Origin of the sequence: Siminovitchia sediminis, assembly GCF_042680885.1 — a bacterium.
Lineage (GTDB): Bacteria > Bacillota > Bacilli > Bacillales > Bacillaceae_C > Siminovitchia > Siminovitchia sediminis.
Window position 1 is genome coordinate 1 of record NZ_JBHUEO010000069.1, and the last position, 6,136, is coordinate 6,136.

Consider the following 6,136-nt stretch of genomic DNA (forward strand, 5'->3'; position numbering starts at 1 on the left):
TGATTCGACACCAACTACAGTAGAGAAGATTTGAATGGCTGGCAAGGTCTTTTTTCTTTTAAATAAAATGCAAAGTTATGTACGTTTATGTTTCATAACTCTGCACTTTTATTTTGCACTACACACCTATGATTAAAAAGTCAGTAATACTGTCTGCTTTATAGTAATATTTCTGCGTAGAATAATACGCTTTTTTTGATAATAAAGTAAATGACCCTAATCTATTATTTAAGTGGTATACAGAAGACTCAACAATCCTTGATTTCTTAATTGTCTTGTTTACTCTATGCCTATTCCCTACACCACCTTAGAAGCAGCGAAGCCGATTTCTGGGCATAACTATGAGTGTAAGGATTCTATAGACCTTTTTGCATATAGTCGGTTTGTAAAAATTATAAAAAATTTATAAATACGAAGTTTTATAAAGAAGTGAGTAATGATAATAGAGAGCAGTTTAAGGCTTAGAAACAATTATCATGATAAGTTTGTTAATAGGGAGACATTTTTCATGTAGTAAATTTAAGCAACTTCAACAATATAAATTATTGAAAAAAGTAAATTAAAGATCATATAATGTTATGGAGTAGACGGTAAATAATGAGCATACTAGATAACTTTAAAAAAATATTAACGTATAGGAAGGTGGACCTTTGAGTAACAAGAAGATAATTTACGCGCTTTTCCCTATTGCTTTCTGCTTATTATTTTTTGTAAATATACCTAATGGTAATGCCATTGAAGTGCGCGAGAAATACAAAGATGAAGAAAGAAACTTGATAATTAGTGAAACTATTGAAAATAACTCTGTCCAATCAAATGAAGTCCAATCAAATGAAGTCCAATCAGATGAATTAACTTATCAAAACCAGGAAGCCATTGAAGAATCCGCTAATAATGTAAATAAAGAAGAGGCTGGAGAGATAGATTCATTACCGATTGATGGTTTAATAGATAATGATGTTCAAGAACAAGATAACCATAATATAGAAAAGGAAAAAGAAGACCCTAAAGTATTGAGTTTACCTGATCCTAAAAAGGAATCAAACCAAATTGAAAGTGAAAGTAGTCCAATTTTGAATACTGAAAACCAAGAGGAGGAACCAGGTTCCGATATTATAAAAACGACTGAACAAGGCAATCTAACAATTAAAGAAACCTTAGTTCAGCCCAATACAATAAGTGTTCAGTCAACAACTACAGAAACTAAAATACAAGACTATTTCGTTGTTTCAAAGGAGATTAATGTCTATGGTACTAAAGGAGGTAGCCAGACGGTAGGAAAACTTTTTGAGGGAAAGTATAAAATACTAGATCATATAGATCAACATTGGATTAGCATCAGCTATGCTGGTTCAACTGGCTATATCCGTTCTGCAGATGTTCAATACAGCGACTCTTTAAATTTTCAGAAGCCGAACCCCGGACTTCCTGTACATAAAGATAGCCTAAGTAGTTCAAGTTCCGTAACGATCTATTCAGGAGCCAATGAAAAAGAATCAAAACTAGGGATACTTCATGCGGGACAAAAGTTTGCAACGTTTGGAACTTATGGTCCGGAATTTATTGTAATTGATATAGGCGGCCGTATGGCTTATGTAAAGAGAAAGTATTTTCAGTCCAATGACCAATACTTCAGTACAGAAAGATCGGAAACGCCAGTTTATGCGGATACGACCGGAAAAAGCAGCATCGGTCATTTAAGTGGTGCAAACGAAGTATACCGTCTGTTAAAGGTAGTCAATGACAAATGGGCGCAGCTCCATTTTGCGGGCGCATCTGGTTATATCCGTATTCAGGATGTAGCCCCAAAAAAAGAAGGTACGTTAAAGAATGCCGATCCAGGCCTAAAAGTTCATAAATCACAGCTAACTAGTACAAGCCCCTTAACCGTTTATGCACAAGCAAGTGAAAAGGGTTCAACCCTGGGTATGATCAGTGCAGGCGGTTCGATGTCAACCTTTGGGACTTATGGTCCAGAGTTTATGGTATTGGATATAGGCGGCCGTATGGTCTATGTAAAGAGAAAGTATTTTCAGTCCAATGACCAATACTTCAGTACAGAAAGATCGGAAACGCCAGTTTATGCGGATACGACCGGAAAAAGCAGCATCGGTCATTTAAGTGATGCAAACGAAGTATACCGTCTGTTAAAGGTAGTCAATGACAAGTGGGCGCAACTCCATTTTGCAGGTACAACTGGTTATATCCGTATTCAGGATGTAGCCCCCAAAAAAGAAGGTACGTTAAAGAATGCCGACCCAGGCCTAAAAGTTCATAAATCACAGCTAACTAGTACAAGCCCCTTAACCGTTTATGCACAAGCAAGTGAAAAGGGTTCAACCCTGGGTATGATCAGTGCAGGCGGCTCGATGTCAACCTTTGGGACATATGGTCCAGAGTTTATGGTATTGGATATAGGCGGTCGTATGGTCTATGTAAAGAGAAAGTATTTTCAGTCCAATGACCAATACTTCAGTACAGAAAGATCAGAAACGCCAATTTATGCGGATACCACCGGAAAAAGCAGCATCGGTCATTTAAGTGGTGCAAACGAAGTATACCGTCTGTTAAAGGTAGTCAATGACAAGTGGGCGCAACTCCATTTTGCAGGTACAACTGGTTATATACGTATTCAGGATGTAGCCCCCAAAAAAGAAGGTACGTTAAAGAATGCCGATCCAGGCCTAAAAGTTCATAAATCACAGCTAACTAGTACAAGCCCCTTAACCGTTTATGCACAAGCAAGTGAAAAGGGTTCAACCCTAGGTATGATCAGTGCAGGCGGCTCGATGTCAACCTTTGGGACTTATGGTCCAGAGTTTATGGTATTGGATATAGGCGGTCGTATGGTCTATGTAAAGAGAAAGTATTTTCAGTCCAATGACCAATACTTCAGTACAGAAAGATCAGAAACGCCAATTTATGCGGATACCACCGGAAAAAGCAGCATCGGTCATTTAAGTGGTGCAAACGAAGTATACCGTCTGTTAAAGGTAGTCAATGACAAGTGGGCGCAACTCCATTTTGCAGGTACAACTGGTTATATACGTATTCAGGATATAGTACCAAAGAAAGAAGGAGTGTTAGAAAATGGCAACCCCGGCCTAACTGTTCATCAGAAGGGATTAAAAGGGTATAAGAATCTACTTGTATATCATTCTGCTGATACTAGTAGTTCGATTATTGGCACCATTAATTATGATATTGCTTTTGAAACATTAGGGACATACAATTCAGACTTTATTGTAGTAGATTTAGGAGGCCGTTTAGCATATGTTGAGACTTCATCTCTAAATAGTAGTATTATAACTACAACCCAATACTCTTATAGGCTAACAGATCTTCTAAATAAACAAATGAATATTAGAGGAACCCCTCCACAGGATTGGTATACAAATTATAAAGCTTATATTTCATCCCAGGCTCTGCAGAAGGTAACAACAAACGGAAAAACGGAATGGCTTGTTGTAGGTGCAGATGTTTGGAACGTCAGAAGTGGTCCTGGGACTAGTTATCATATACTAGGTACTTTTAAGAAAAATGATAAAGTGCTAGAGATTTTTGAGATTAGATCCGATGGGTGGATACAAATTAATTATTATAAAACATTAGAGTTTACAAGGGATAAGAATAATAATGTTGTTTATAGAGAAAAATATCGTCCTTTTGTAAATGCTTCAGAAAAACAGACAGCTTATTATTTGAACCCCGAAAATTTTAAAGACGACCCTATTAAAAAATATCAATTTTTGGATTTATCCCAAACAGCAAATATAAATGAAGACGAGGTTAATCAAAAGTTTCTTTCTAACGCTGGTACATTAACAAATAAAGCTTCAATTTTCGTGGAAGCAGCAAAAAGATATAATATTAGTGAAATTTATTTAATTTCTCACGCACTATTAGAAACAGGAAATGGAAAATCTGTACTTGCTAGTGGAGTACCGATCAAAGTTACGAATAATGTTGTTAGAATAGTTGATCCAAATAAAGAAGCACCGGATCATATAGTTTACAATATGTACGGAATTGGGGCTTACGATAATTGTCCTAATTTATGCGGTGCTCAAAGAGCCTTTGAGCAAAAGTGGTTTTCACCAGATGTAGCTATTATCGAGGGTGCAAAGTTTGTAAGTGAGAATTATGTTCATGCTGGACAAAATACATTATATAAAATGCGTTGGAACCCTGATAATCCTGGGACACACCAATATGCTACAGATATCGCATGGGCAACGAAGCAAACTACTCGTATTTATGATATGTATAGTAAGCTCTCTTATAAAAGAGAGGTTTTTGATATAACTATCTTTCTATAATTACTGAGGTTGCCAAAACTGGCAGCCTTCCAAAGTCTTTATAAATATCTAAAATATGGGTGAAATATCTTATATTTATCCTCTTCAAGCTCTTTATATGTGGAGACAAGCAATTAACCAATGAAAACAGTGAAGCTCGTAAAAGGATAGATGAGTTGACCGAAAAATCATCTGATTATAAATCAAATTCAAAAAGTATAAGCACTGATAGAAGAGAATTTTAAAAGCAGAGAAATCTTTTAAGGAAAAGATCTCTGATCTAGAATCAGAAAATGAAACATTAAAGAGTGAAGTAGCTAGTTTAGAGGAGAAACTGGCCAGCAATACTTCAACTACTCATGCAAAAGCGGCAATTCAAATAGCCAAACGACTTCATCTGCTAATTCTTCCCAATCAGGCGGCAGTGTTTATTACAAGAACTGCACGCAAGCCAGAGCCTCCGTTATATCGTGGTGCTCCTGGGTATGCCGCCCACCTTGACCGGGATGGAGATGGGGTTGCCTGCGAGTAAATGAAATGTAATTGAATATGTAGGCTGGTGGGATAGAGATAGAGATAGAGCAATATTGCTCTATCCTACCAGTATTTAATTTTCCCTTGGCCTCACACACTGATCAAACAAATGGTGTACAGCCCTTTTGATGGCCAATCTGACTGTACGGGCTTTTCCGTAACCCGTAATACTGTCTTCCCCTGCATAGTAATAAGGCTCTTACGTAATGTTGGTGAAGCTTCACTTTTTCATTTTTGGGGTATAGTTGATTACGGCCATCAGATTTTACCACTAATGACATGTTTTTTACCACCAATTGCCAAGGGATTTACCACATAACGCCAGTAAGCTTACCAGGACCGATATCGCGGATATACTGAACCACTGTTTACGAATAATTAACCCAGTAAATGCAGGAAAGAGAACCACTGTAAGTAAAGCATAAAATAATTTAAAGCCATTAGAACAGGGTTCGTTCCAATGGCTATTTATCCTATCTTAATCTCTTATTCTCTAGTTGCCTATCCATAATCTCAATTGCCATACGAGCGAGTTCATCATAGTCTAAATCCTCTTCCTTGACCCATTTACAGGTGGATAATAGCTTGTCTTCAATTTTACTCATCACATCATCAGGCAAATACGTATGAAAAAAGTATTTGGCTATACGGTTTTCCACTTCTATTGGGATCATTTGGCTCCTCCCAATCCATGGCGCTCTCGCATAGAGACTTCCCCGTCTATCATGATTTGATAGGAGTCATGGATAATACGGTCTAAAATAGCCTCCGCTATCGTTTCATTCCCTAGTTTTAAATGCCATCCGCCAGGGTCGATTTGTGAACAAAAAATAGTCGAAGCCACCTTACGGCGTGCTTCGGCGATTTCTAGCAGTATTGCGGCTTCATCGGTTGGTAAATCTGTCAGTAGCCATTCATCAAGGATGAGTAAATCAACTTTCGTATATTTTTTGATGCATTTCCGATAGCTTGTAACTGCTAGACTAAATTGAACAGTATTTGCTCGATAGAAATGAACACTTTCCGTCTATATCCCCTCCCATCAGTTAAACTGGAGAAGTAGTGTAAACATTAAACTAGAATCAACAGTTTTCCACAAATAAGAGTAAACAGCTTCCAACAAATAAGACTCAACAGTTTACCTTAACGATTCCACTTTCAATATACTTGAATGAGTCTTGTGTAGTGCAAAATAAAAGTGCAGAGTTATGAAACATAAACGTACATAACTTTGCATTTTATTTAAAAGAAAAAAGACCTTGCCAGCCATTCAAATCTTCTCTACTGTAGTTGGTGTCGAATCA

2 protein-coding genes and 2 pseudogenes are annotated in these 6,136 nt (G+C 37.2%); 2 read left to right on the forward strand and 2 right to left on the reverse strand.

Translation table 11 applies throughout. The annotated features are described in order from the left end of the window. Positions 1 to 650: 650 nt before the first annotated feature. Positions 651 to 4,319: an N-acetylglucosaminidase gene (locus ACFSCZ_RS16610; protein WP_380775518.1), complete on the forward strand. Its 3,669-nt coding sequence runs from the start codon at positions 651 to 653 to the stop codon at positions 4,317 to 4,319. Positions 4,320 to 4,721: 402 nt separating this feature from the next. Beyond that, positions 4,722 to 4,830, forward strand: a pseudogene (locus ACFSCZ_RS16615) (excalibur calcium-binding domain-containing protein); the annotation flags it as partial. 475 nt (positions 4,831 to 5,305) lie between these two features. Here ACFSCZ_RS16615 and ACFSCZ_RS16620 read toward each other — a convergent pair. Both ACFSCZ_RS16620 and ACFSCZ_RS16625 read right to left on the reverse strand, forming a co-directional pair. After that, entirely contained in the window at positions 5,306 to 5,506 is a 201-nt protein-coding gene (locus tag ACFSCZ_RS16620; protein ID WP_380775520.1) for a hypothetical protein, read from the reverse strand. Beyond that, a pseudogene (locus ACFSCZ_RS16625) lies at positions 5,503 to 5,802 on the reverse strand (ATP-binding protein); the annotation flags it as partial. The gene ACFSCZ_RS16620 and the pseudogene ACFSCZ_RS16625, both read right to left, overlap by 4 nt. Positions 5,803 to 6,136 lie beyond the last annotated feature (334 nt).

Bases quoted from the DNA above. Each gene is read 5' to 3' on its own strand.
- ACFSCZ_RS16620 (WP_380775520.1), bottom strand. From the start codon at position 5,506: ATGATCCCAATAGAAGTGGAAAACCGTATAGCCAAATACTTTTTTCAT.